The following is a 21,613-nucleotide window of genomic DNA, read 5'->3' on the forward strand; positions in this document are numbered from 1 at the left end:
CGCTCAGCTGAGGCGGCGCGTGGCAGGTCATCAATCTAGACGCTGGCCGCCGTCGCCAGCTTGATATCGCGCAATCCCCGCAAGCCAGAGCGGCTTGCAAGACGACGGTGCAGAGCCCCTGCTCGAGGTCTGATCCCGCGCCGCGCTGCGGCCAGGACGCCCGGAACCCGCCGCCCCACAGGGCCACCGCCGCCACGTCACCGCGCCGTCACGTCGACCACGGCGTCGGCCAGCTCGTTGGGGCCGCCCGCTCTGGGGGGAAACCGCTCGCCCAGCAGCCGCCCGCAGCGAAGCACCGCCGCTTCCAGAGCGCCGGCCGCGTCTCCCGCGCGCAGGCCGGCCACCACATCGGCGACGATCGCTGGCCAAACGGCCGGATCGACGCCATCGGCGACCCCACGGTCGGCAAGCACTTCCACGCGCCGCTCCGCCAGGGCCACGAAGATCATCACGCCCGAACGCCCCTCGGTTCGGTCAAGGCCGTGGACGACGAACTGGTCCAGGGCGCGGGCGCGTACGCGGGCCTGCTTGAGCGAAGCCGGGGTCAGCCGCCGACGGACGGCGGGGATGGAGACCAACAGGAAGATTGCGATGAACAACAGGGCCTGCAGGAGGGCGTATTCCGTCAGCGCGACCAGCACGGCGGCGTGCATCGCGGCCACATGGGCCGCGGACCAGCCACCCAGGGCATAGTCAAAATGGCCCGCGGCGCGGGCGATCGTCAGCGCCAGCACGGGCAGCAGCAAGGCCCCGACCGCCGCCCAGGTCAGGGGCACCTCGGCATAGGGCGCGGCCTCCTCGGTCACGGCGCAAACGATCTGACCGGCGGTCATCTCTTCAGCGGCCCCGACAGCGGCGGCGATACGGTCTTGGTCGGATGGACTGAGCGACATTCTACCAACGCCCCGAGGCGCCACCGCCCCCAAATGAACCGCCTCCACCCCGGAAACCGCCCCCGCGGCCGCCGCGTCCGTGGCCTGAGCCGCTCATCAGCAGCAACAGCGGCAGCATCCAAAGGTCCATTCGGTGGCCTGGACGTCCGGTGACGCTCCCGAACAGGCCCAGCAACACCCACAGGCCGAGCAGCACCAGCACGGCCGGCGGAAAGGCGCTGTCCGATGCGCCCTGAGGCTGGGGGGCGACGGCGGCCCTGGCCCTGGCCTGATCGTCCGGCAAGGCCAACTGCTCGATCAAGGCGTCGGCGCCGGCGATCACCCCGCCCTCAAAGTCTCCCGTTCGAAACCGGGGAAGAACCCTGGTCTGCAGGATCACCGTCGAAAGCGCATCCGTGAGCACGCCCTCAAGCCCGTAGCCGACCTCGATACGGACCCGCTTCTGACCGGGCGCCACGATCATCAGGACGCCGGTGTTGCGGCCTTGCTCGCCAATCCCCCAGGCCCGGCCCAACTGGTAGCCGTAGTCCTCGATCTCATAGCCCTGGAGCGACGGGACGGTGACGATCACCAGCTGGCGACCGGTCTTGGCTTCCAGCCCCTCAAGTTTCGCGGTGAGGGTCGCCTCAGTCTGGGCGGACAGAATGCCGGCGGTGTCCACCACCCTGCCGGTCAGGCTTGGAAAGGTTGGCGCGGCCGCCGCGGTCGTCCAGAACACCAGCCCCGCCAGCAGAGCCAGGAAGGTCGCCCCCCACGAGCGGCCGTGGGCCTTCATTTGGGTGGCGCGGCTGGCGCAGCGCGCGCGCCGTCTGCAGCAGGCGGCGCGAACGCGACCTTCGGGGCGGCCTGGGCGGTGTCGGTCGCCTGGAACACCTGCATGGGCTTGGCGGAGGCATAGGCGGTCTTCGCCCAGATGACAGTGGGGAAGGTGCGAAGGGTCGTGTTGTAGTCGCGCACCGCCTCGTTGTAGTCGCGACGGGCCACCGCGATCTGGTTCTCCGTGCCCTCGAGCTGGCTTTGCAGGGCCAGGAAGTTCTGGTTGGACTTCAGGTCGGGGTAGTTCTCAGTGATCGCCAGCAGCCGACCGAGCACGCCGGTCAATTGGTTCTGGGCCGCTTGATAGCGCTGAAAGGCCGCCGGGTCGGTGATGGTCGAGGCGTCGACCTTCACCTGGGTGGCCGACGCGCGGGCCTGGGTCACTTCAGTCAACACGCTCCGTTCCTGGGCGGCGTAGCCTTGCACGGTGGCCACCAGGTTCGGAACCAGGTCTGCGCGACGCTGGTACTGGGTCTGGACATCGGCCCAGGTCGCCTTGGCCTTCTCCTGCTTGGTGGGAATGGCGTTGACGCCGCAGGCCGCCAGGGCGAGCGGAATGATCAGCAGCGCGCCGAGGCGCGCGAAACGTCGCATGAAGGGGGTCACATCGCTCTCCGTCAGTCCGCCGTCAGCCGCGCTGGCCTGGCCTCGTAAGGGTGAGACGCAGATCGGTCCGCGTGATTACAACGGCCGCGTCGGCGTCCAGCTTGGGCCGGCCCCCGCGCCGGGCCGCCAAACTCCCGGATCCCCGAACGCCGCGTGGCACGAACGCCGGCCATGGTGTTCTACGGGCGGACGCCAAGGTCAGCCTGATGTCGGCTGCCCTATCGAGCCCGACGGCCTGCGGGGTGTGGCGAACTACCAGGTCGAGGCTAGCCTGATGCGTGGCAGCAGAGTGATCTGCCAGGTTCCACTGGCCTATGTCGGTCAGCCCAGCCGATGCTCGGGCGAGTTGCCGGACGCGCCCAGCGGCCGTTACCGGTTGCGGATCACCGCTGCCGATGCCACGAGCCCCAATGTCGGGTTGGTCGCCCCCCCCGTCACGATCCGTAGGTCACTCTCCCCGAAGCCTGCGCGCCAGCCTTAGGGCGTCAGGTCAACGAGGTCGGCGAATGGCACCGACGGTCAGGCGAGGTCTGGGACCGCGGCATTCATCGTCCTTCCACAGCCAGGCCAGCGCGCCGCCACTCCGGCAAGCCGCCGTCGAGCCGCTTGGCGCTTCGGCCCTGGCCGCGCAGATAAGCGACCGCCTCGAAGGCCAGCACGCACCACGGCCCACGGCAGTAGGCGACCACCTCCAAGTCGGTCGGAATTTCACCGAGCCGAGCCTGGAGCTCGGCGAGCGGGATGTTCAGCGCGCCAGGCACATGACCCTGGGCGAATTCGTCGGTCGGCCTCACGTCGAGGAGCGTGACCAGGCCATCGGACAAGGCCTGGCTCAGCGCCAAGAACCCGACCGGCTCCAGGCTGTCGCGGGCGTCGAAATAGTCCTCCACCACCGCTTTCACCCCGTCCGCATGGCGCTCCCCCACCGTCCGCAGGGCCGCGATCAGGTCCAGAACGTCCGGCCCGGAGATCCGGTAGACGATCTGCTTGCCCCGCCGCTCGCCGGCCACCAAGCCGACGCGGCGCAGGGCCTGCAGGTGCTGCGAGGTGTTGGCGATGCTCAGGCCCGCCTTGCCGGCCAGGGCCTCGACGCTCTTCTCGCCCTGGGCCAGGTGTTCCAGCAGGTCGAGCCGATGGGCGTTGCCCAGCCCCCGCGCGATCTCGGCGAAAGCGGCGAAAAGGTCGAGTTTAGCGGACAGGCTGCGGCTCCCGGTCAGGCTTGACTCTCATTCAAGAGAGTTCTTGAATGTAAATCATCGTGTTGCGTCGTCAAGGCGCGGCTCGGTTCGCCACCCTCCGACCAGGGAGCGGCAAGATCTCGGTCGATCCTCGACGTTAGAGGCCCGGCGCGCCAGTCATTCTCCGAGGACACCATGATCCTGCGCCAATTCCTGCACACCGAGCCCGTGGCCCTGTCCTACCTGTTCGGCTGTGGGGGGCTGGCGACCGGCGCCGTGGTCGATCCGGTCGGCGATGTGGGTCCCTACCTTCGCGCGGCCGAAGCGGCGGGCATGGCGATCAAATACGTCATCGACACCCACCTGCATGCCGATCATCTCTCCGCCGGCCGCGCCCTGGCCGAGGCCGCCGGCGCGGCCTATGTGCTCTTCGCCGACGCCCCCGCTGCAGGGTCCTTCAAGGGCGTTCGTGATGGCGACGTCCTGGAGCTGGGCAACGTCGCGGTGGAGATCCTCCACACACCCGGTCATACGCCCGAGCACATCAGCCTGCTGGTGACCGACCGCAAGCGCGCCGACGAGCCCTGGCTGGTGTTCACCGGCCATACCCTGATGGTCGGCGACCTTGGTCGGACCGAACTGGCGACCTCGGCGGATGATGGCGCACGCACCCTGTTCCGAAGCATCGCGCGGCTGAAGGCGCTGCCGGACTATGTGGAGGTCTTCCCCGGCGCCTATTCCGGCTCGGTCTGCGGACGGAAGCTGAGTGGCAAGCCGTCCTCCACTATCGGCTTCGAGCGTCGATACAACGAGGCCTTCCGCATCGAGAACGAAAACGCCTTCGTCCAGGCGATGCTGGCCGATGTGCCGGAGCCGCCCGTCGGCGCCGCCGAGCTGCGCGCCGCCAATTCCGGCGTCGCGGTCGCGGCCTAGCCCGATGCCCGCGCCTGAGAGGCCCGGCGCCGTTCGGCTCGGCCTCGCCGAGAACTGGCGTCAGTTCGCTCTGCTTATCCTGGTCAACGCCTTTGTCGGCGGGATGGTCGGGCTGGAACGGACAGTGGTTCCCCTGATCGGCTCCGAAGAGTTCCGGATCGCATCCACCACCCTGGTCACCTCCTTCATCGTCAGCTTTGGCGTCGTGAAGGCCTTCACCAACCTGGTCTCCGGCCATTTCGCGGACGTCTATGGGCGCAAGCCCCTGCTGGTCCTGGGCTGGCTGATCGGCCTGCCGGTCCCGTTCATGATCGGCTGGGGGCCGAGCTGGGGCTGGATCGTCGCGGCCAATGCGCTGCTCGGCGTCAGCCAGGGTCTCGCCTGGTCGATGACCGTGATCATGAAGATCGACCTGGTGGGCCCGAAATCACGCGGCCTGGCCGTGGGGCTCAACGAGTTCGCCGGCTATGTCGCCGTCGGCGTCACCGCCTTCGTCACCGGCTATATCGCCCAGCGCCACGGCCTGCGCCCCGCGCCCTTCTATCTCGGCATCGGCTACGCGGTGCTCGGCCTTGGCCTGTCGGTGCTGCTGATCCGCGACACCCGCCACCATGTGAACCTAGAGACCGCCGGGCACGCTGTCGTCGCCGAGCCGGTGCGGTTCTGGGAGGTCTTCCGGCGCACCTCATTCGGCGACCGCAACCTGTTCGCCGCGTCGCAGGCGGGGCTGGTCAACAACCTCAATGACGGGATGAGCTGGGGGATTTTCCCCCTGTTCTATGCCGGGTTCGGTCTGGGCATCGAACGCATCGGCATCCTCAAAGCCGTCTATCCGGTGGTCTGGGGCGGGCTGCAGACGATCACTGGCCCCTTGAGCGACCGTTGGGGCCGCAAGGGCCTGATCGTCGCCGGCATGTGGGTGCAGGCCGTGGGCCTGTTCCCGACCGCGGCCACCCGGCAGTTCGGCTGGTGGCTGGCCGCCAGTGTCCTGCTCGGCCTCGGCACCGCCATGGTCTATCCGACCCTGATCGCCTCGGTCTCCGACGCCTCGCACCCGACCTGGCGCGCCCGGTCGCTGAGCGTCTATCGCTTCTGGCGAGACATGGGCTACGCCATTGGCGCCCTGGCCGCCGGGATCATCACCGACCTGTTCGGCGCGCCCTGGGCAATCGGCGCCGTCGGGATGCTGACGCTGGCGTCCGGCGCGGTGGTCGCCTTCGTCATGCGTGATCCCACCGCGCCTTAGTCGGCGGCTTGACCCAGATCATGGCGGGGGCAAGCAACGGGGAGAACACCGTTACCAGCGAACGAAGGAAAGGTCCCACACCATGCGCATCCTCATAGGCTCGTTGCTCGCCGCCGCTGCTGTGGGTTTCGGTCCCGCCGCCCTCGCCGCCGATCCGCCATCCGCCCAGCCAAGCGCAGCGCCCCAGATGGGCCATGGCATGATGGGCGCGGACCAGATGGGCCCCGAGATGATGGGTCATGGGGCCATGAACATGAGCGCCATGCACTGCATGGGCCTTTCCGAGGCGCGGCTGGCCGCGATCAAATCGGATCTCAACATCACCGGCGCGCAGCTCACGTTATGGAACGCCTTTGCGGAGGCGGCGAAGTCGAGCGGCCCCGGCATGATGCACGGCGCGGGTGCTGGGCAGAGCGCTCAGCCGGGGTCCGGCATGATGATGACCGGACCGCTGCCGGCGCGCCTTGAGCGGCACGAGGCGATGATGACCGCTCACCTCGATGCGCTTCGCAAGGTCAAGGCTGCGGTTTCGCCACTCTATGCCGCATTGACGACGGACCAGAGGGCCAAGGCCGACCGACTTCTGTGCGGTCAGTTGGACGACCCCGGAATAGCCAAGGGCGACGATGCGCACACTCATCATCCTCAATGACGCGCCATACGGCGGCGAGCGAACCTACAATGGCCTCCGGCTGGCCCTGGCGCTGCAGAAGGCCGCTCCCGAGGGGTCGGTCACCATCTTCCTGATGGGCGACGCGGTCCTCGCCGCCAAGGCTGGCCAGCATACGCCGGAGGGCTACTACAACCTCGAGCGCATGCTAGACCGCCTCGTCCTAGCCAAGGGCGTGGTTCTGGCCTGCGGGACCTGCATGGCGGCGCGAGCGCTCACCGATGGCGAACTGCTGGCGGGCGCACAGCACAGCACGATGGACGCCCTGGCCGAGGCGACGGTCGCCGCGGACAAGGTTCTGGTGTTCTGACTTCGGGCAGGAGGCTTCGATGATGGACTACATGTGGGGTCACGGATCGGGCGGCCTGTTTGGCCTGCTGGTCCTCATTTTCCTGGTGCTAGGCGCCGCCAGCATGGTGAAATACCTGCTCAGCGGTCGGAAACCGCCAGGCGGCTGATGGCGCCCTCGAGGGGGCCGGGAATGCCGCCCAGAACCGGAGAGCGGTCGGTGACGGATATCTGGGAGGGAGGGTGCCTCTGTGGCGCGGTAAGGTTCCGCGCCCAGGGTTCGCCCAAGTGGACGCTCTGGTGTCATTGCCATAGCTGCCGCAAGCATAGCGGTGCGCCGGCCTCAGCCTTCGCCGCGTTCGACGAAGCCCTGGTCGAAATGACTCAGGGCCAGATCACCAAGTTCGCCTCGTCGCCCGGCGTCCTACGGGGGTTCTGCGCCACCTGCGGCTCGACCCTGACCTGCCAGGGCGACCGCACGCCAGGCGAGCTGCATTTCCACATCGGCGCCTTCGATCATCCGGAAGACCTGCCGCCCACCGCCGCCTTCTATGCCGAGGAACGGCTGCCCTGGGTTCACCTCGGCCAGCCTGATTAGCCACCATGCCTGCGCAGACCCAGGTCCTGGAGTTGTTGATCCGAGGCGCGGCGGCCGGCGTGTTCGTCCTGCTTGGCCTGACCCTGATCCAGGGAAGCCGCGCGCCGTCACGTCTGGCGGGCGCGCTGTTCTGCCTGGCCGCCGCCGCGCACACGCTCACCCAAACCGGCGCCGCCTTCCAAAGCCTTGGCCCGGCCATGGCGCCGATCTGGGTTCTGTCCGTCATGGGAGCCGGACTGTTCTGGGCCTTCGCCCTGGAACTGTTCGGAGACCATGCGCGGCTCTCACCTTGGCGCTTCCTGCCGGCCACCGTCCTGCTGGCCATCGGGGTGGCTGCGACCGCCGCGCCTCCAGCCGCCGCCCGCGTCCTATGGCTGCTGCAGAACCTCGCCGGCGCGGCGCTCCTGCTGCACGTGCTGTTCGTCACCTGGGCCGGCTGGCGGGCCGATCTCGTCGAGACCCGGCGCCGGCTGCGTGGCCCGTTGCTGGGCGTCGCCGCGCTCTATGCGCTCATCGTGGTCAGCGTTCAGTCCGCGGAGCTGTTCTCGCACCCGGCAAGCCAGCTCTCCCTGCTGGCGGCGGTCAGCCTGCTGGCGATGAGCATGGCCGGTGGGATCGTGTTCCTGCGCGCGGACGCGCTGCTGTTCGGACCGGGCGCCATCCGCCAGCCAGCGCGCCAGGTCGATCCCCAGGATCAACACCTGCTGGGTCGCCTCAGCGAGGCCTTGGACGCTCAGGAGGTCTGGCGCCTGGAAGGCCTGACCATCGGCGGCCTGGCCGATCGGATCGTCGCGCCGGAACATCACCTGCGCCGGCTGATCAACGAAGGCCTGGGCTACCGCAACTTTGTCGCCTTCATAAACGAACGTCGGATCGCCGCCGCCAAGGCCATGCTGGCCGATCCCGCCCAGGCGCGGACCACCGTCGCCAGCGTGGCCTTTGAGGTGGGGTTCGGTTCCCTCGGCCCCTTCAACCGCGCCTTCCGCGAGGCCACCGGCCAGACACCCACGACCTGGCGCAAGGCGGCTCAGGTCGGCTGGTCGATCCCGCAGGCTGATTGATCCTCCAGAACCCTGGCTGATTTCGAAACCGGCGAGACCCTGGCGGGCGGCTCAGCTTGATGGCGGCTTCAACCGGAGCCGCACATGCCCCTGTCTTCCACCCTGACCACCTATGGCCAGCACTGGCTGTCCAACCTCTCCTACGACCTGTCCCGCTACGCGATGTTCGCCATCGCCGTCTGGTTCGTGATCTGGGTGCTGCTGCGCGGCCCCATGGCCGGCCGCAAGCTGCGCGAGGCCACGCCCGGCGCGCGCCAGCTGGTCACCGAGTTCGCCGTCTCCATGCGGACCGTGGCGATCTTCTCCACCGTCGGCCTGTTGACCTTCAGTCTCGAACGCGCGGGATTTCTACCCGGTCCCCAGATCGCCGCCCGCCTGGGCTGGGGCTGGGCTGTCGCCTCCCTGGTGCTGATGATCCTGGGCCACGACGCCTATTTCTACTGGACCCACCGGTTGGTTCACCACCGTCGGCTGTTCCGCACCTTCCATCGCCGCCATCACCGCTCGAACAACCCGTCGCCCTTCAGCGCCTACAGCTTCGATCTGGCCGAGGCCGCCCTGCAGGCCGCCTTCGCGCCGCTCTGGCTGCTGATCGTGCCCACCGCCTGGCCGGTGGTCGGCCTGTTCATGCTCCACCAGATCGCCCGCAATACGCTGGGCCACTGCGGCTACGAGGTGTTCCCCTCGACCGCGAACGCCCGGCCCCTCCTCGGCTTCATGACCACCACCACCCACCACGACCTGCACCACGCCCAGGCCGGCTGGAACTACGGCCTCTATTTCACCTGGTGGGATCGCTGGATGGGCACCGAGCATCCCGACTATCTGGCCCGCTTCGCCGCCGCCAGCGGACGCCGGCTCCCGGCCGTCGAGGCCCCCCAATGAGCGGCGCCTCGCGCGTCAAAGCAGCTTGGCGTCTGACCTTGGCGCTGGCGGCGGCCAGCACCCTTCCCTCGAACGCCGCGGCCTCCGTCGCCGCGCCGGACCTCGTCGGCCGCTGGTCGACCGCTGGAGGCGAGATCGTCGCGTTCGGATCCTGCGCCGAGCAGGTCGCCAAGCCGCTGATCTGCGGTCGCCTGGTGCGGCTCAAGACCGAGGCCTGCCGAAAGCGGCTGGACGTCCAGAATCCCGATCCCGCCCAGCGGGGTCGCCATGTCCTGGGCCTCGAAATCCTGCACGGTCTGACCGAGTCAAGCCCCGGCGTCTGGGCGGGCGGTGATCTCTACAATCCCGACGACGGCCACCGCTATGCCGGGACGATCCGCCTGCAAGGCCCTGACCACCTCGACCTGCAGGGCTGCGCGCTCACAGTCGTCTGCCGGGCCCAGGCCTGGCGACGCGTCGCGCCCTGAACCGCGAACAGCTCTCGCCCAACCTCATTCGACGGAACAACACCATGAAGAGATCGACCCTCCTCGCTCGACAGGGGCGCATGCCCACCGGCCTGCTTGGCCAGGTCGTCGCGCGCATTATGGCGCGCGAGACCCTCGCGGCGAACCTGATCGCGCTGGACGCCCTCGACCTCGCCGCCGACGATCGGGTGTTGGAGGTGGGCTTCGGCCATGGCCGGACGCTGGCCGCCGCCGCCAAGATCGTCACGCGGGGATACCTGGCCGGCGTCGATCCGTCGGACGTCATGCTGGGGGTCGCCCGCAAACGGAACGCCGCCGCCATTCGCGCCGGCCGCATGGAACTGAAGCCCGGCATGAGCGCCCACTTGCCATTCGCAGACGCCGACTTCACCAAGGCCCTTGCGGTCCACACGATATATTTCTGGCAACGCCCGGAACGCGACCTTGCGGAAATCCACCGGGTGCTCGCGCCTGGCGGCCGCCTGGTGCTGGGGTTCCGGCCGAGCGAGGACGAGGCCTTCGTGCGGAACTTCCCGCCGGAAATCTACCACATCCGGCCTCTCGCCGAGGTCGAGCGCCTGATCTCGGCTGTCGGCTTTTGCGACGTCTCGACGACCTCCCGCGCGATGGCTGGCGGCCAGATGGCCTGGACCCAGGCCCGTAAACCCGGCTAGGCCGAAGCGGGATCGCCGCCCAGGACCTCGATCACCGGGCAGGTCTGCGACGTCCCGGTCCGACACCCGCGGACAGCCGCGCCGAGGAGGGTTTCCAGGCGCCGCAGGTCGGCGATCTTGGCGCGCACGGTGGCCAGATGGGCGGCGGCGATCGGCTCGACTTCGGCGCAGGGCTTTGGCTCCCCCAGGCCGATCAGCGCGCGAACGTCGTCGATACTGAAGCCAAGCTCCCGCGCGCGGCGGATCATCGATAGCCGCTGGCGATGCTCGTCCTCATAGGCGCGGTAGCCGGCCGCGGTGCGCGCCGGCTCGGGCATCAAGGCGATCCGCTCATAGTAGCGGATGGTTTCCAAGTTCACCCCGGTGAGGGCGGCGAGCTGGCCGATGGTGACGGTCGGCGACGAGGCCATGAAAGCGCTTGACCCTGTAGCTGCTACGGGGCGCAGGCTAACATCGATAGCCCGAGAGGCCCACCGGATGGTTGACGCGAACCGCGAACCCGCAAGGTCGAACGACCTGGCCTTAGGCTGGGGCGCGTTGATGGCGAGCGCCCTCGCCGTGTTTGCCTGGGCGGCCTGCTGTGTCCTGCCGTTGGCGCTATCGGTTGCAGGTCTCAGCCTGGCCGGGACCGCCTGGATCGCCGGTGAGCGCCGCTGGCTGACAGGCGCCGCCATGGTCGTCCTGGCCATGGGCTGGTGGAGCGCGATCCGCCGGCGCCGACACTGCGATCTGGACGCTCGCTGCGCCCCGCCCTCGCCACTATCGTTCACCCTGTTGGGCGCGGCGACCTTGCTGGCGATGACCGCTCTGGCCTGGAGCTCTTTGGTCGAGCCCCGGTTTCTCGCCTTGCTGAGGGCTTGGCGATGAACGCGCCCTCCGTCGAGCTCCGCTCGACCCTCACCTGCCCGGCCTGCGGCGCGCGCACCACTGAGACCATGCCGACCGACGCCTGCCAGTATTTCTACGACTGTCCCGCCTGCGGCGTGGTGCTCAAACCCAAGGCTGGCGACTGTTGCGTGTTCTGCTCCTATGGCGACCAGCCCTGCCCGCCGGTGCAGATCGACGGCAAGGGCTGTTGCGCCTGAGGCGCCTGCCCGCCCCACAGACTGACTCGGGGTGTGGGCGGCAGACCTCGGGACCCTACCCAGACCAGGCGAGGCGCCCACAGGCGTAAGCGCGGTGGGGGGCCGCCTTGCGTTTCCGCGGAATTGGCAGAGAGTCCCGGTCAGGGACGATCCCTGCGGTGACCGAAGATGAGCGCCGACGATCACGCGACCCCGCCAGACGCCAGCGTGCTCATCCCGTTTCGACATGGTTCGGCGGATGATCCGGTGGCGATCGTGATCGGACTTGGCCACATGCCCTATTATCTCTACCGCGACGGCCGAACAGAGCGCGCCACGCCGATTGCCGATGACGACGGGCCGACGCCCTGACAGCGGACCCTGCGGACATGGGGAGTGACCATCCTCCCTCTTTTTGTCATCTTGCCGGGGCCGCACGGCGGATGGCGCAGTGAGCGTGGGGCAGACCACCGGCCCGCGCGCAGATTCCACTTTCCCCGCAGCCGCCTGGACCTCCGCCTTGCAGCCTTGCCAGCCATCTCCTAAGGGGAAGCCATGATCAGAGGGGCCAGAGTTGGATCACCCGGCGCAGGACGTGCACGCACGCCGCGGGCGGTGTTTCTGCATTTGCTGATGACCGCCCTGGTCCTGCTGAGCCTGACCCTTACCCCTCGCCTGCATGCCCACCATCACGACGAGCCTCCCCAACCGCTGCAGGCGGTGATGACCGAGACTGCTCCCTCGGACGTGGAGCGCGAAGGTACGGTCCTGCATGCGCTGTTCGGCCATAACGGCGCCGGACATGGCGGAGTCCAAGGGGCCGCCTTGCCCGAGTCGACGACCTTCACGTCCATCGCCGAGGCATCGCGGCTCAATTGGCCAAACCAGCAAGATCATCGCTTGATCTCGCAGGCAGCCGCGCCCCTGCTCCGCCCCCCCAGAGCCTAAGGACCTCAAGACCCGTCCGCGGTCGGACCGCGCGCGGCATCGAGTTCTTTTGTCTCAACGGGGATTATCATGCCTATCGCCTTGCGCTGGCGGCCGCGTCTCGCGGTCGCGGCTAGCGCCCTGAGCCTTTGCGCCACGGCCTACGCCGAACCCGCGCCATCCTATATCGACCTGCTGCACAGCGCCGCATCGGCCCCACGCCTCGCCGCGGCGGCGGCCGAAACCCGACGCGCCGAAGGTTTCGCGCGTCAGGCCGCCACCCGACCCAATCCCACCATCAGCCTCGAATCGGAGAATTTCTCAGGCTCGGGCCCCTACCGGGCCTTCACCGGCGCCGAGACCACGCTGCAGGCCAGCCTGCCGCTCGAACTTGGCGGCCAACGGGCCGCCAGGGTGGTCGCCGGCCGGGCCCAGGTCGACGCCGCGCGGCCCGGGCCAAGCAGGCCCAGTCCGATTTCGCCTTCGACCTGGCCATGGCCTATGCGTCGGCCGAAGCGGCGGACCTACGGGTCGGGCGGGCCGAGGACGACGTCACTTCGGCGCGTGACGACGCCCGCGCGGCGCGCGCGCTCGTGGACGCCGGCCGGGAGGCCAAGCTCCGTGGTTTGCAATCCGAGGCCGCCCTGGGCGCCGCCCAGGCCGAACTCGACGGCGCGAGGGCGGCGCGAGACACCGCGTTCGCGCGGCTTGGGGCGCTCTCGGCCTTTCCACGCCCGATCACCTCCATCGCCCGCAGCCTGCTGAACCGCGACCAAGGACCGGCGCGATCGGCATCGGCCTTCGATCCATTGGAAAGTCCGCCCTATCTGGCCGCCTTGGCCGAGCGCGAAGCGGCCGCGCGCCGGGTTCGAGTCGAGCAGACCCGGGCCATTCCGGATGTGACCGCGTCCCTCGGCGTGCGCCGGTTCGAAGCCGACCGGTCGACCGCCGCCGTGGCCGGACTAGCCATCCCCTTTCCTGTGTTCGATCGCAACAGGGGGAATATCGACGCGGCGCGGGCTGCTCTGCAGATTGCCGACGCCCAGTTGGAGGAAGCACGGCTCGAGGCTGAGGCTGAGGCCCGTTCAGCCCTCAGCCAACTCGCCGCCAGCCAGGCCCGACTCGACTCAACCCTGGCGTCGGAACGGACCGCTATGGAGGCCTACAGGCTTTCCCGCATTGGTTACGAGAGCGGAAAAACATCCCTGATCGAGCTACTCAACGCCCGGCGCGCTGTCGGCTCGGCGCGCGGCGCCAGCATCGACGCTCGCCTGGCGCGCACGGCCGCGGACGCGGCCCTGGCCCGGCTGCAAGGCCGCATTCCCTTCGGAGACACTCAATGACCCGTCGCCAGTCCTTCCTCTATGCCGGCGTCGCGGCCGCCGCGATCATCCTGATCACCGCGGTCGTGGTCGCCACCCGCCCCGCCCCGTCGCACACCGCCGCAAGTCCAGCGACTGAGACGTCCGCCCCAGCGGTCATCCCGATGACCGCCGCCGAGATCCTCACCTCCCAGATCAAGGTCGAAGCCGTGGGCGCCGGCGGCGTCGACGCCTTGATCCTCGCGCCAGGAACCGTGGCCGCGGCCCCCGACGGCCAGGCTGTGCTCACCGCCGGCGCCGCCGGCACGGTGACCCGGATCTACAAGCGCCTGGGCGAGACCGTTCGGGCCGGCGAGACGGTCGCCACCCTGGTCAGCCGCGACGCCGCCGTGATCGCCGGCGAACGCGGCATGGCCCAGGCCCGAGCCCAGCTGGCCCGCCAGCAGGCTGAGCGCGAACGGCGGTTGTTCGAGCAAGGGGTTTCCCCGCGCCAGGACCTTGAGATCGCGGAGTCCAATCGGGTGAGCGCCGAGGCCCAGGTCCGGGCCGCGACCCTGGCCGCCGCCGCCGCACGCGTCTCGTCCGACGGCCGTTCGATCGCGGTGGTCAGCGCGGTCAGCGGCCGGCTCACTGCCGCGTCCGCGACGCTCGGCGCCTTCGTACAGCCGGAAACCGAGTTGTTCCGGGTCACCGATCCGACCCGGATCCAGGTCGAGGCCTCGGTGGCCGCCGCCGACATCGAACGCATCCAGCCGGGAGGTCGAGCCGACGTGATCACCCGGGACGGTCGCACCCTGGGGGCGCGGGTCATTTCAGTGACCCCCGGCGTGGACGCCCAGACCCGCCAGGCGACCACGGTCCTTGCGGTCTTGGGCGGCGAGACCCTGGCGCCCGGTCAGATGGTCAGGACGGAGATCTTCGCTGTCATGGCGGACGCAGCCAGCGGGGTCACTGTGCCCCAGAACGCGGTTCAGACCGTAGGCGGTCGCGAGGTTGTGTTTGTGCGCACCGACAAGGGCTTCCGAATGCAGCCCGTGACGGTCGTCCGCCGCAGCGCCGGCCGGGTTCAGCTGTCATCGGGCGTGGCGGCGGGGGTGTCGATCGCCACCGACAACGCCTTCCTGCTGAAGGCCGAACTTGGCAAGAACGAGACGGAGGACTGAGTATGATTTCGCGCATCCTCCAGCTTTCCGTCCGTGGCCGATGGGTCGTGGCCGTCCTCGCGCTGATCATCGTCGTGATCGGCGGCTGGCAGATCACCAAGCTGCCGATCGACGCCGTGCCGGACGTCACCAATCGCCAAGTGCAGATCAATAGCTTCGTGCCGACCCTAGGGCCGGTCGATCTTGAGCGTCAGGTGACCTTCCCGGTGGAGACCGCCTTGGCCGGTATTCCCGGTCTGGAACTCACCCGGTCTCTGACCCGCAACGGCTTCTCCCAGGTGACGGCAGTGTTCAAGGACTCCACCGACATCTACTTCGCCCGCCAGCAGGTCACAGAGCGCCTGGCCCAGGCCAAGGACACCCTGCCACCTGGCGTTCAGCCCCAGTTGGCGCCGCTGACCACCGGTCTCGGCGAGATCTTCATGTTCAGCGTCGAGTACGCCCATCCCGATGGGCGCGGCGCCGAACCCAGGGATGGCCAACCCGGCTGGCAGACCGACGGCGCCTATCTGACGCCGGAAGGCGAACGCCTCACCACCCCCCTCGCCAAGGCCGCCTATCTGCGCACGGTCCAGGACTGGGTCATCCGCCCGCAGCTGCGCAACCTCCAGGGTGTGGCCGGCGTCGACAGCAATGGCGGCTACGTCAAGCAATATGTGGTCGAGCCGGACCCGACGCGCATGGCGGCCTATGGGGTGTCGTTCACAGAGCTCTCGCAGGCCCTGGAAGCGGCGAATATCTCGGCCGGGTCCAATTATGTGCAACGGGCCGGCGAGAGTTTCCTGGTGCGAGCCGACGCGCGCCTGAAATCGATGGACGAGATCACCCAGGCGGTGATCGCCACTCGTGGAGGTGTCGCGGTGCGGGTGCGCGATGTGGCCGAGGTGGTGATCGGCGGCGCGGTGCGAACCGGCGCGGGCAGCAAGTCGGGCTCGGAGGCGGTGATCTCCACCGTCCTGATGCTGACCGGCTCAAACAGCCGGATCGTGGCCACCGAGGTCGGGGACAAGCTCAAGACCATCAATAGGTCCCTCCCCCCCGACATCACGGCCCAGCCGGCCTATGACCGCTCCAAGCTGGTGATGGCGACCATCGAGACAGTGGCCAAGAACCTGACCGAAGGCGCCCTGCTGGTCATTGTCGTGCTCTTCCTCCTGCTCGGCAATATCCGCGCGGCCCTGATCACGGCGGCGGTCATCCCACTGACGATGCTGATGACCGCCACCGGCATGAACGCCCTGCACGTCTCCGGCAATCTGATGAGCCTGGGCGCGCTGGACTTCGGTCTTATCGTCGACGGCGCGGTGATCATCGTCGAGAACGCCCTGCGACGGTTGGCCGAGCGACAGCACCGGGAGGGCCGGCTCCTGTCCCTCACCGAGCGGCTTGGCGAGACCACAGAGGCGGCCCGGGAGATGATCAAGCCCACCGTCTACGGCCAAGCGATCATCTTCCTGGTCTTCGCGCCGCTGCTGACCTTCCAAGGGGTCGAAGGCAAGACCTTCGCGCCGATGGCCATCACCCTGATGCTCGCCCTGGCCTTCGCCTTCGTGCTGTCGCTGACCTTCGTGCCCGCGATGATCGCGCTGGTGATGCGCGGCAAGATCAGCGAGGCCGAAGTCAGGCCGATCCGCTGGTTCAAGGCTCGCTATGAGCCGGCCCTGCGCAAGGTGGTGGCCAGGCCTGTTCCGGTGGTGGCGGTCGGCGTCGGGGTCTTCGCCCTGGCAGGGGCCCTGTTCACCACCCTGGGCTCGGAGTTCATGCCACAGCTGGACGAGAAGGACATCACGGTCACCGCCTTCCGCATTCCCTCGACCTCGGTCGAGACCTCCAAGGACATGCAGTTGCAGATCGAACGCGAGCTTTCCAAGCTGCCGGAGGTGGCCCTGGTGTTCTCCAAGACCGGCAACGCCGACCTGGGCACCGACCCGATGCCGCCCAACGCCTCGGACACCTACGTCATCCCCAAACCCCAGAAGGATTGGCCCAGGGACGTGAAGACCAAGGCCGATCTCTTGGCCCGCATCGAGGCCCGCACTAAGGGGCTGGTCGGCAACCGCTATGAGATCCAGATGCCAATCCAGATGCGGTTCAATGAACTTATCGCCGGGGTCCGCAGCGATGTCGCCGTCAAGCTCTATGGCGACGACCTCGAGGTGATGAGCGCCACCGCGCAGAAACTGGCCGCGGTCCTGCGCACCATACCCGGCGCCGCCGACGTCACCGCCGAACAGACCTCTGGAGCCCCCACCTTCGATGTCCAGATCGACCGCGAGGCGGTGGGGCGCTACGGGCTGACGGTGCAGGAGGTGGCCGACATTGTGTCGGCGGCGCTCGGCGGGCGCCAGGCCGGCATGCTGTTCGAAGGGGATCGTCGCTTCGCGGTCGTGGTGCGCTTGCCCGACGCCCAGCGCGATGACGTCGAGATGCTGGGCTCCATTCCAGTCATGCTGCCGGGAAGCGCCGGCTCGATCCCGCTCAAGGAGGTGGTTCGCTTCAGTTACACCGACGGGCTCAACCAGATCAGCCGGGAGAATGGCAAACGGATGGTCATCGTCCAGGCCAATGTCCGCGGCCGCGACCTGGGCGGCTTTGTCGACGAGGCCAGGGGCAAGATCGACCAGGTGAAGCTGCCGGCAGGATCCTTCATGGACTGGGGCGGCCAGTTCGAGAGCCTGCAATCGGCCCAGGCCCGCCTGGGCCTGGTGGTGCCGATCTGCTTCGTGCTGATCTTCGCCCTGCTCTACATGGCGCTCGGTGGCGTCGGCCCTGCCGTCGTGGTGTTCTCGGCGGTGCCGCTGGCCTTGGCCGGGGGCGTTTTCGCCCTGTTCCTGCGGCAGATCCCGTTCTCGCTCACCGCCGCCGTCGGCTTCATCGCGCTTTCGGGCGTGGCGGTGCTCAACGGCCTGGTGATGATGAGCGCCATCCGCCGGCGGATCGACGACGGCTCGTCCATCGACGACGCGATCATCGACGGGGCCATGGAACGATTGCGGCCGGTGCTGATGACGGCGCTGGTGGCGTCCTTGGGCTTTGTCCCCATGGCCCTGGCGACTGGGACAGGCGCGGAGGTCCAGAGACCCTTGGCCACCGTGGTCATCGGCGGCCTGATCACCTCAACGGCGCTCACCCTCCTGGTGTTGCCGGCCCTCTGCCGCCTCGTGTTCCGGCGGCGACCTAAAAGCTTCAAGCTAGGTGACGAGCCCATATCGGCCCCCGCCATATGACCCTTGGCCTCATTGCCCGCGCCCCAAACGGCGTCGGCTATGAGGCGCAAGGCCCCCGCAATCGGCTTCGTGCTCGGCCTTTGGCCTGCGCGCCATTCCGCCCCAGCCCAGAAAATTCCGCGCCAAGGACCAGAATAACCTAAGCGCATAGTGATGTGGATGATGCGCATTTGAAGTTAGCCCCTCGGCATGGTGCGTTCAGGTCCGACAAGGGAGGTCGGCGACCCGCCGCCAAGGCTCAGGTTGGCGCCCTCCATCGCCAGGGTGACGCCACCCGGAAGACCATCAGCGGACCGCGACCTTCCGGGTAGGCCCGGCGGAATGAGCGCAAGCCCGGCCTGACGACGGCGTCCGCATCACGAGGGGGAGAGTTATGATGATTCATCAACTGAGGCGCCGTCAGCGGCTGCTCGCCGCCGCGTCGAGCGGGGTTCTAGCCGCTATAGCGCTGGGGGCGACTGATCATGCCGCAGCCCAACCGGCGTCGAACAACACCGCCGCCGCGTCGTCGGTCGTCGAGGAAGTGGTCGTCACCGGCTCGCGGTTCGGGCCGCGTGTCGTCACCGACTCCCCGACCCCAATCGACTCGATTTCGAGCCAGGACCTGGCGAAGACCGGCGCCAGTGATCTTCAAGGCCAGATCAAGGTCACCGTCCCCAGCTTCAGCACGCCTCGGCCGGCGGCGGCCGGCGCCAACGATTTCCTCACGCCGCCGACCCTTCGGGGCCTCTCCACGGGCCAGATCCTGATGCTGGTCAACGGCAAGCGCCGGCACACCAACGCCGAACTCAATTCCAACAACCAGATCGGCCGTGGCGACGTCGCCTACGATTTCAACGCGATCCCGGCGGCCGCCATCGGCAGCGTCGAAGTGCTGCGTGACGGCGCCGCCGCCCAATATGGCTCGGACGCCATAGCCGGCGTCCTCAACGTGCAACTCGACAAGAGCCTGGGCTTCCTGGCCCGGGGCCGTTACGGCGTGACCAGCGAAGGCGATGGGCAAGACGTCCAGTTGAGCGTGGCTCAGGGCTTTGCCATCGGCGATGGCGGGTTCGTCCGGGTGACCGGCGCCTATCAGGACCACCAGCACACAAACCGGGCTCGACCGGATACGCGCCAGCAGTATTTCGGTTCCAACGGCGCGACCCAAGTCCTGCCGTCGGGCAACTATGGATCAGGCGTCGGCCTGACCCCCGCCAACGGCGTCCTCGCCCCCCGCGAGGCGAGCTTCAACCGGAACGACTGGCTGTACGGCGAGCCAGACTACGAGAACTCCAGTGTGTTCTTGAACGCCGAGCTGCCGCTCAACGACAGGGCGACCGCCTATGCCTTCGGCGGTTACAATCAGCTGAACGGGATCAGCTACAACTTCATCCGCCGCGCCGGCCAGGATGAGACCGTGCGCGCCATCTACCCCAACGGATTCCGACCCGAGCAGCATAGCCGCCTGGAGAACGCCTCGCTGGCCGCGGGCCTCAAGGGCGCCGACCTCGCCGGCTTTGGCTGGGACCTCTCCACGTCCTATGGCGCCTCGATCGACCGCCTTCGCGTGACCAATTCCGAGAACGCTTCCTTCGGTGCGACCAGCCCGACCTCGGTCCTGCGAGGCGGCGCCCGCTTCCGCCAATGGACCACGAACCTCGACCTCACCCGCGAATTCGCGATGAGCTCTGGTTCCCCCTTGAAGGTCGCTCTGGGCCTGGAGTACCGCAAGGAATGGTATGAGCTGCGAGCCGGCGAACCGGCCAGCTACGCCAATGGCGGGGTGCCCATCCTCGATGGCCCCAACGCCGGCAAGCCCGCGCCGGTGGGCATCCAGTCGGCGGTGGGAGTCTCGCCGTCCGATGTGATCCCCGGCGAGCGCGACAGTAAGGCGATCTACGCCGAACTGGAGAAGGATCTCGGTGGCCGCCTTCAAGTCTCCGTCGCCGCGCGCCATGAGGCCTATTCGGACTTCGGCGACACCACCAACTACAAGCTGGCGGGCCGCTTCGAACTGACCGACAGCCTCGCCGTTCGCGGGTCGGTCGGCACGGGCTTCCGTGCGCCGGCGCTCGCCCAGTCCTTCTACAGCCAGTCCGACTTCCTGTTCGTCAGCGGCCAATTGCTGAAGACCCGGATCATCTCGGTCAACGATCCGGTCGCGCCCCTGATCGGCGCCACGCCTCTGAAGCCGGAGAAGGCGAAGAACCTTTCCTTCGGCCTGGTGTTCGACCAGGGTCCGCTGTCGGCGACCCTTGACGTCTATCGGATCGAACTCAAGGACCGGATCGTCATCTCGTCGAATTTCCAGAGCACGGCCCTGACCACTTTCCTGGCGGCGAAGGGCTTCTCCGGCATCGCCGCGGCCTCCTACCTGACCAATGCCGTCGACACCACCACCGAAGGGCTCGATATCTCCGCGCGCTACCGTCACGAGCTCGGCGAGGCGGGAACCCTGACCACGACCTTCGCGGCGAACTTCAACCGGACCCGGTTCGACCGGATCGCCGGGACGCCGCCGGCCATCGCGGCCCTGGGCATCACCGCGCCGCTTGTGGACCTCACCCAGCAGGTGCGGCTCGCCCAGAGCACACCCAAGGACAAGGAGACCCTGAACCTCGCCTGGACTCGCGGGAAGTGGTCGGTGAACCTCACCAACACCCGCTACGGCGAGGTGGCCCAGGTGTCGCTGACCGGGCGCACCCCCGCCCAGGTCGCCGCCTTGATCCCTGGCTACAGCGTCAAGCTGGTCCCTTCGGCCCCCGGCTCGGCGAATTCCGACATCATCCAGACCTTCCGCGCCGACATCATCACCGACCTCGACGCGGCCTATGAGGTCACCGACCACGTCACCCTGGCGACGGGGGTGGCGAACCTGTTCGACAAATATCCCGAACATCAGATCGCCTCGACGGCGGCCAGCGTCGCGGCCGGCGCCAACGGCGCGGACAATGCCGGCATCTTCCCCTTCGCCTATATCGCCCCGTACGGGTCAGCGGCCGGTTCGTCTATGTGAAGGCGACGGTCAAGTTCTGAGCCATCCCGCGGGTCGCGCCCTCCTCCCCTGTCGCTCCCGCCGGGTGCGCACGGTCGTCGACGAGCGACCGTGCGCGGACCCGCGCCGACCTGGGAGACCAAAGGTTTCACGAGATCCGTTCGCCGGAAGCCCGGCTGCGCGACCTTGGGTTCGCCCTGCCCTCGCCGGCGGCGCCAGTGGCGAGCTACGCGGCGGTCGTCCTCCACGGCGGCCTGGCCTTTGTCTCGGGCCAGCTCCCCAGGACCGAGCATGGCCTGATCAAGGGCGTCCTCAGCAGTGGCGACGATCTGACCGCGGCCGTAGCGGCGGCGCGCCTTTGCGCCGTCTCGGTCCTGGCGGTCCTCAACCAAGCCCTGGGCGACGACCTGGGCCGCGTCGAGCGCTGCCTGCAGCTTACCGGTTTCGTCGCCGCCATGCCGCAGTTCGAAGGGCATTCCTTGGTGGTCAACGGCGCATCCGACTTGATGCTTGAGGTGTTGGGTGACGCCGGGCGCCATGCTCGCGCCGCCGTTGGCGTTGCCAGTTTGCCGTTCGGCGTGGTGGTTGGGATCAGCGCGGTCTTCGCCGTCGGCTGAC

The 21,613-nt window shown here is 68.3% G+C and carries 24 protein-coding genes and 1 pseudogene; 20 read left to right on the plus strand and 5 right to left on the minus strand.

The features are described 5' to 3' along the window. Positions 1-197: 197 nt before the first annotated feature. The 4 genes from MQH10_RS10810 to MQH10_RS10825 all read right to left on the minus strand — a co-directional run bounded on the left by MQH10_RS10810 (position 198) and on the right by MQH10_RS10825 (position 3,532). Positions 198-833 (minus strand): TPM domain-containing protein, encoded by a 636-nt coding sequence (locus tag MQH10_RS10810; protein ID WP_242564069.1) that lies wholly within the window; start codon positions 831-833, stop codon positions 198-200. 61 nt (positions 834-894) lie between these two features. Beyond that, positions 895-1,668: a TPM domain-containing protein gene (locus MQH10_RS10815; protein ID WP_242564070.1), complete on the minus strand. Its 774-nt coding sequence runs from the start codon at positions 1,666-1,668 to the stop codon at positions 895-897. Further along, a complete protein-coding gene (locus MQH10_RS10820; protein WP_272886864.1) occupies positions 1,665-2,303 on the minus strand; it encodes a LemA family protein in 639 nt (212 codons plus the stop codon). Before MQH10_RS10820 ends, MQH10_RS10815 begins: the two co-directional genes overlap by 4 nt. Before the next feature lie 557 nt (positions 2,304-2,860). Further along, on the minus strand, positions 2,861-3,532 hold the full coding sequence (locus MQH10_RS10825) for an ArsR/SmtB family transcription factor (protein WP_336605080.1): 672 nt from the start codon (positions 3,530-3,532) through the stop codon (positions 2,861-2,863). A 156-nt stretch (positions 3,533-3,688) separates the two neighbouring features. Between MQH10_RS10825 and MQH10_RS10830 the strand changes: the two genes are divergently transcribed. The 10 genes from MQH10_RS10830 (at position 3,689) to MQH10_RS10870 (ending at position 10,315) form a co-directional block, all read left to right on the plus strand. After that, positions 3,689-4,426 (plus strand): MBL fold metallo-hydrolase, encoded by a 738-nt coding sequence (locus tag MQH10_RS10830; protein ID WP_242564072.1) that lies wholly within the window; start codon positions 3,689-3,691, stop codon positions 4,424-4,426. Positions 4,427-4,430: 4 nt separating this feature from the next. Then, positions 4,431-5,672: an MFS transporter gene (locus tag MQH10_RS10835; protein WP_242564073.1), complete on the plus strand. Its 1,242-nt coding sequence runs from the start codon at positions 4,431-4,433 to the stop codon at positions 5,670-5,672. Positions 5,673-5,754: 82 nt separating this feature from the next. Next, positions 5,755-6,324 carry a Spy/CpxP family protein refolding chaperone gene (locus MQH10_RS10840; RefSeq protein ID WP_242564074.1) on the plus strand — a complete coding sequence of 190 codons (570 nt, stop codon included), beginning with the start codon at positions 5,755-5,757 and terminating at the stop codon, positions 6,322-6,324. Continuing rightward, positions 6,299-6,652, plus strand: coding sequence for a DsrE/DsrF/TusD sulfur relay family protein (locus MQH10_RS10845; RefSeq protein WP_242564075.1), 354 nt, complete (start codon positions 6,299-6,301; stop codon positions 6,650-6,652). The genes MQH10_RS10840 and MQH10_RS10845 overlap by 26 nt, the downstream gene beginning before the upstream one ends. 19 nt (positions 6,653-6,671) lie before the next feature. Beyond that, positions 6,672-6,800: a hypothetical protein gene (locus MQH10_RS26395; RefSeq protein ID WP_272886854.1), complete on the plus strand. Its 129-nt coding sequence runs from the start codon at positions 6,672-6,674 to the stop codon at positions 6,798-6,800. A 23-nt stretch (positions 6,801-6,823) separates the two neighbouring features. After that, the gene (locus MQH10_RS10850; protein ID WP_242564076.1) at positions 6,824-7,228 is read left to right on the plus strand and encodes a GFA family protein; all 405 of its coding nucleotides are present in this window, start codon (positions 6,824-6,826) and stop codon (positions 7,226-7,228) included. Between the two features lie 5 nt (positions 7,229-7,233). After that, on the plus strand, positions 7,234-8,289 hold the full coding sequence (locus MQH10_RS10855) for an AraC family transcriptional regulator (protein ID WP_242564077.1): 1,056 nt from the start codon (positions 7,234-7,236) through the stop codon (positions 8,287-8,289). 84 nt (positions 8,290-8,373) lie between these two features. Next, positions 8,374-9,174 (plus strand): sterol desaturase family protein, encoded by an 801-nt coding sequence (locus tag MQH10_RS10860; RefSeq protein ID WP_242564078.1) that lies wholly within the window; start codon positions 8,374-8,376, stop codon positions 9,172-9,174. After that, positions 9,171-9,641 carry a DUF2147 domain-containing protein gene (locus MQH10_RS10865; protein ID WP_242564079.1) on the plus strand — a complete coding sequence of 157 codons (471 nt, stop codon included), beginning with the start codon at positions 9,171-9,173 and terminating at the stop codon, positions 9,639-9,641. The genes MQH10_RS10860 and MQH10_RS10865 overlap by 4 nt, the downstream gene beginning before the upstream one ends. 44 nt (positions 9,642-9,685) lie before the next feature. Then, positions 9,686-10,315, plus strand: a complete 630-nt coding sequence (locus MQH10_RS10870; RefSeq protein WP_242564080.1) for a class I SAM-dependent methyltransferase — start codon at positions 9,686-9,688, stop codon at positions 10,313-10,315. Here the strand turns inward: MQH10_RS10870 and MQH10_RS10875 are convergent. Beyond that, positions 10,312-10,725 (minus strand): MerR family transcriptional regulator, encoded by a 414-nt coding sequence (locus MQH10_RS10875; protein WP_242564081.1) that lies wholly within the window; start codon positions 10,723-10,725, stop codon positions 10,312-10,314. The genes MQH10_RS10870 and MQH10_RS10875 overlap by 4 nt on opposite strands. A 130-nt stretch (positions 10,726-10,855) precedes the next feature. Here MQH10_RS10875 and MQH10_RS10880 point away from each other — a divergent pair, with 130 nt between their 5' ends. From MQH10_RS10880 to MQH10_RS10925, 10 genes and pseudogenes are all read left to right on the plus strand, one after another. Further along, positions 10,856-11,182 (plus strand): MFS transporter permease, encoded by a 327-nt coding sequence (locus MQH10_RS10880; RefSeq protein WP_242564082.1) that lies wholly within the window; start codon positions 10,856-10,858, stop codon positions 11,180-11,182. After that, positions 11,179-11,400: a GDCCVxC domain-containing (seleno)protein gene (locus MQH10_RS10885; protein ID WP_242564083.1), complete on the plus strand. Its 222-nt coding sequence runs from the start codon at positions 11,179-11,181 to the stop codon at positions 11,398-11,400. Before MQH10_RS10880 ends, MQH10_RS10885 begins: the two co-directional genes overlap by 4 nt. Before the next feature lie 168 nt (positions 11,401-11,568). Further along, on the plus strand, positions 11,569-11,751 hold the full coding sequence (locus MQH10_RS10890; RefSeq protein ID WP_242564084.1) for a hypothetical protein: 183 nt from the start codon (positions 11,569-11,571) through the stop codon (positions 11,749-11,751). Between the two features lie 261 nt (positions 11,752-12,012). Further along, entirely contained in the window at positions 12,013-12,327 is a 315-nt protein-coding gene (locus MQH10_RS10895) for a hypothetical protein (protein WP_242564085.1), read from the plus strand. A gap of 69 nt (positions 12,328-12,396) precedes the next feature. Beyond that, a pseudogene (locus MQH10_RS10900) lies at positions 12,397-12,696 on the plus strand (TolC family protein); the annotation flags it as partial. A 104-nt stretch (positions 12,697-12,800) separates the two neighbouring features. Next, entirely contained in the window at positions 12,801-13,649 is an 849-nt protein-coding gene (locus MQH10_RS10905; protein WP_242564086.1) for a TolC family protein, read from the plus strand. Then, positions 13,646-14,791, plus strand: a complete 1,146-nt coding sequence (locus MQH10_RS10910) for an efflux RND transporter periplasmic adaptor subunit (RefSeq protein WP_242564087.1) — start codon at positions 13,646-13,648, stop codon at positions 14,789-14,791. Before MQH10_RS10905 ends, MQH10_RS10910 begins: the two co-directional genes overlap by 4 nt. A 2-nt stretch (positions 14,792-14,793) precedes the next feature. After that, complete coding sequence (locus MQH10_RS10915; RefSeq protein ID WP_242564088.1) at positions 14,794-18,018, plus strand: efflux RND transporter permease subunit; 3,225 nt, start codon at positions 14,794-14,796, stop codon at positions 18,016-18,018. 376 nt (positions 18,019-18,394) lie between these two features. Further along, positions 18,395-21,016 carry a TonB-dependent receptor plug domain-containing protein gene (locus MQH10_RS10920; RefSeq protein ID WP_242564089.1) on the plus strand — a complete coding sequence of 874 codons (2,622 nt, stop codon included), beginning with the start codon at positions 18,395-18,397 and terminating at the stop codon, positions 21,014-21,016. 155 nt (positions 21,017-21,171) lie between these two features. Beyond that, positions 21,172-21,612: a RidA family protein gene (locus MQH10_RS10925; RefSeq protein WP_336605081.1), complete on the plus strand. Its 441-nt coding sequence runs from the start codon at positions 21,172-21,174 to the stop codon at positions 21,610-21,612. Position 21,613: the final 1 nt, after the last annotated feature.

The sequence above is a fragment of the Phenylobacterium aquaticum genome (assembly GCF_022695515.1).
GTDB classification, from domain to species: Bacteria; Pseudomonadota; Alphaproteobacteria; order Caulobacterales; family Caulobacteraceae; genus Phenylobacterium; species Phenylobacterium aquaticum.

What these genes read in the sequence shown, in the direction of transcription:
- MQH10_RS10810 (WP_242564069.1), bottom strand. Translation starts at nt 833, where the DNA reads ATGACCGCCGGTCAGATCGTTTGCGCCGTGACCGAGGAGGCCGCGCCC.
- MQH10_RS10815 (WP_242564070.1), bottom strand. Translation starts at nt 1,668, where the DNA reads ATGAAGGCCCACGGCCGCTCGTGGGGGGCGACCTTCCTGGCTCTGCTG.
- MQH10_RS10820 (WP_272886864.1), bottom strand. Translation starts at nt 2,303, where the DNA reads ATGCGACGTTTCGCGCGCCTCGGCGCGCTGCTGATCATTCCGCTCGCC.
- MQH10_RS10830 (WP_242564072.1), top strand. Translation starts at nt 3,689, where the DNA reads ATGATCCTGCGCCAATTCCTGCACACCGAGCCCGTGGCCCTGTCCTAC.
- MQH10_RS10835 (WP_242564073.1), top strand. Translation starts at nt 4,431, where the DNA reads ATGCCCGCGCCTGAGAGGCCCGGCGCCGTTCGGCTCGGCCTCGCCGAG.
- MQH10_RS10840 (WP_242564074.1), top strand. Translation starts at nt 5,755, where the DNA reads ATGCGCATCCTCATAGGCTCGTTGCTCGCCGCCGCTGCTGTGGGTTTC.
- MQH10_RS10845 (WP_242564075.1), top strand. Translation starts at nt 6,299, where the DNA reads ATGCGCACACTCATCATCCTCAATGACGCGCCATACGGCGGCGAGCGA.
- MQH10_RS26395 (WP_272886854.1), top strand. Translation starts at nt 6,672, where the DNA reads ATGATGGACTACATGTGGGGTCACGGATCGGGCGGCCTGTTTGGCCTG.
- MQH10_RS10850 (WP_242564076.1), top strand. Translation starts at nt 6,824, where the DNA reads ATGCCGCCCAGAACCGGAGAGCGGTCGGTGACGGATATCTGGGAGGGA.
- MQH10_RS10855 (WP_242564077.1), top strand. Translation starts at nt 7,234, where the DNA reads ATGCCTGCGCAGACCCAGGTCCTGGAGTTGTTGATCCGAGGCGCGGCG.
- MQH10_RS10860 (WP_242564078.1), top strand. Translation starts at nt 8,374, where the DNA reads ATGCCCCTGTCTTCCACCCTGACCACCTATGGCCAGCACTGGCTGTCC.
- MQH10_RS10865 (WP_242564079.1), top strand. Translation starts at nt 9,171, where the DNA reads ATGAGCGGCGCCTCGCGCGTCAAAGCAGCTTGGCGTCTGACCTTGGCG.
- MQH10_RS10870 (WP_242564080.1), top strand. Translation starts at nt 9,686, where the DNA reads ATGAAGAGATCGACCCTCCTCGCTCGACAGGGGCGCATGCCCACCGGC.
- MQH10_RS10875 (WP_242564081.1), bottom strand. Translation starts at nt 10,725, where the DNA reads ATGGCCTCGTCGCCGACCGTCACCATCGGCCAGCTCGCCGCCCTCACC.
- MQH10_RS10880 (WP_242564082.1), top strand. Translation starts at nt 10,856, where the DNA reads ATGGCGAGCGCCCTCGCCGTGTTTGCCTGGGCGGCCTGCTGTGTCCTG.
- MQH10_RS10885 (WP_242564083.1), top strand. Translation starts at nt 11,179, where the DNA reads ATGAACGCGCCCTCCGTCGAGCTCCGCTCGACCCTCACCTGCCCGGCC.
- MQH10_RS10890 (WP_242564084.1), top strand. Translation starts at nt 11,569, where the DNA reads ATGAGCGCCGACGATCACGCGACCCCGCCAGACGCCAGCGTGCTCATC.
- MQH10_RS10895 (WP_242564085.1), top strand. Translation starts at nt 12,013, where the DNA reads ATGACCGCCCTGGTCCTGCTGAGCCTGACCCTTACCCCTCGCCTGCAT.
- MQH10_RS10905 (WP_242564086.1), top strand. Translation starts at nt 12,801, where the DNA reads ATGGCCTATGCGTCGGCCGAAGCGGCGGACCTACGGGTCGGGCGGGCC.
- MQH10_RS10910 (WP_242564087.1), top strand. Translation starts at nt 13,646, where the DNA reads ATGACCCGTCGCCAGTCCTTCCTCTATGCCGGCGTCGCGGCCGCCGCG.
- MQH10_RS10915 (WP_242564088.1), top strand. Translation starts at nt 14,794, where the DNA reads ATGATTTCGCGCATCCTCCAGCTTTCCGTCCGTGGCCGATGGGTCGTG.
- MQH10_RS10920 (WP_242564089.1), top strand. Translation starts at nt 18,395, where the DNA reads ATGATTCATCAACTGAGGCGCCGTCAGCGGCTGCTCGCCGCCGCGTCG.